Below are 1,444 nucleotides of genomic sequence, written 5' to 3' on the forward strand. Positions count from 1 at the left end.
ATTAATCTTGATCTGATCTGTTTTGATATAACGATAAGGTCAGTTACGGTGTTTTCAGCAAGTTCAGAGAAATGGGCATCAGAAACTTTTTCTCAAGCAAAGTTAGGTGATATTCGCAGAGCAAAGCGATTGGTTGTGTTAGCCTCTAACCTTTCCAATAAGTTAGGGCAATCTCTCGTGCAATCATCTACTTCTCCCGCTGATATTGAAGCGGCTTACCGTTTTACTCGCAACAAAGCTATCAATGCCCAAGCCATAGCCGAGTCAGGCTTTCTAGCGACAGCTAATCGTGTTAACCAATATGATTGCCTGCTCGCTTTAGAGGACACCACTTCGCTTGAATTCAAGCACCAAACAGTACGTGACGAAATGGGACACACGACTTCAAACAAGCATTCGCGTGGTATGCACGCTCATTCAGTATTGCTGTTTGCACCACAGCAGCAACATGTCGTTGGCCTCATTGAGCAAAAACGATGGACACGAGACATCAATTTATATGGTCAGAATAATCGTCATGCAAGCCGAGCGTATGAGAGCAAAGAAAGCTACAAGTGGGAACAGGCGTCAGAAGCGATGTCGACTCGTCTTGGCTCAGAAATGAGCAAGGTGATTTCAGTGTGCGACCGAGAAGCAGATATCATTGAATATCTCACTTACAAAACAACTCGGCAGCAACGCTTTGTCGTGCGTTCAATGCAGAGTCGCTGTATTGAACAGAGTGAAAACAAGCTTTATCAATATAGCGAGTCGTTAAAATCAGCAGGTCAACGTACGGTTTCAGTAAGGCAAAAAGGTGGACGTAAAGCAAGAGAAGCATGTTGTCAGATACGTTACGCCAAAGTTGATGTCAAAATGCCAGCGAATAAAAAAGGCGCTGCGGTGCCGCTGTACTATGTTGGCTGTCAGGAAGAAAACTGCGACCAAGGGTTAAGTTGGCACCTTTTAACATCAGAGCCAGTAACCAGCAAAGATGAGGCTGAACAAATACTTGCTTACTATGAAAAACGCTGGCTAATTGAAGAGTTCCATAAAGCTTGGAAAAGTGGCGGTACGCAAGTAGAAGATTTACGGATGCAAAGTAAAGACAACCTTGAAAAGATGGTTGTAATATTAGCCTTTATTGCAGCTCGCCTACATCAACTTCGATACCTTGGTCTCAACAAAAAGGAGGCGGAAAAACAGAGTTGTGAAATGGTTTTAAGTCCTTTAGCGTGGAAGTTGTTATGGACAAAGCAAGAAAAGTCAAAACCACCCAAAACAGCACCGAGCCTTTACTGGGCTTACATAAACCTTGGTAAGTTAGCAGGTTGGCATGATTCAAAACGTAATGGCCGTGTTGGCTGGGAGAGATTGTGGGAAGGATGGTTTAAATTGCAAACCATCCTTGAAGGTTATGAGCTAGCCAAGTCTCTTGATCTAGAAATGTGATCAAGAGACAGGC

General features: G+C 43.6%; 1 protein-coding gene. It reads left to right on the forward strand.

The genetic code is table 11. The features are described from left to right. The first annotated feature begins 48 nt into the window (after positions 1 to 48). A complete protein-coding gene (locus tag HC733_RS22215; protein ID WP_190367153.1) occupies positions 49 to 1,431 on the forward strand; it encodes an IS4 family transposase in 1,383 nt (460 codons plus the stop codon). Positions 1,432 to 1,444 lie beyond the last annotated feature (13 nt).

This window comes from Pseudoalteromonas sp. S16_S37 (assembly GCF_014694405.1).
GTDB lineage: Bacteria > Pseudomonadota > Gammaproteobacteria > Enterobacterales > Alteromonadaceae > Pseudoalteromonas.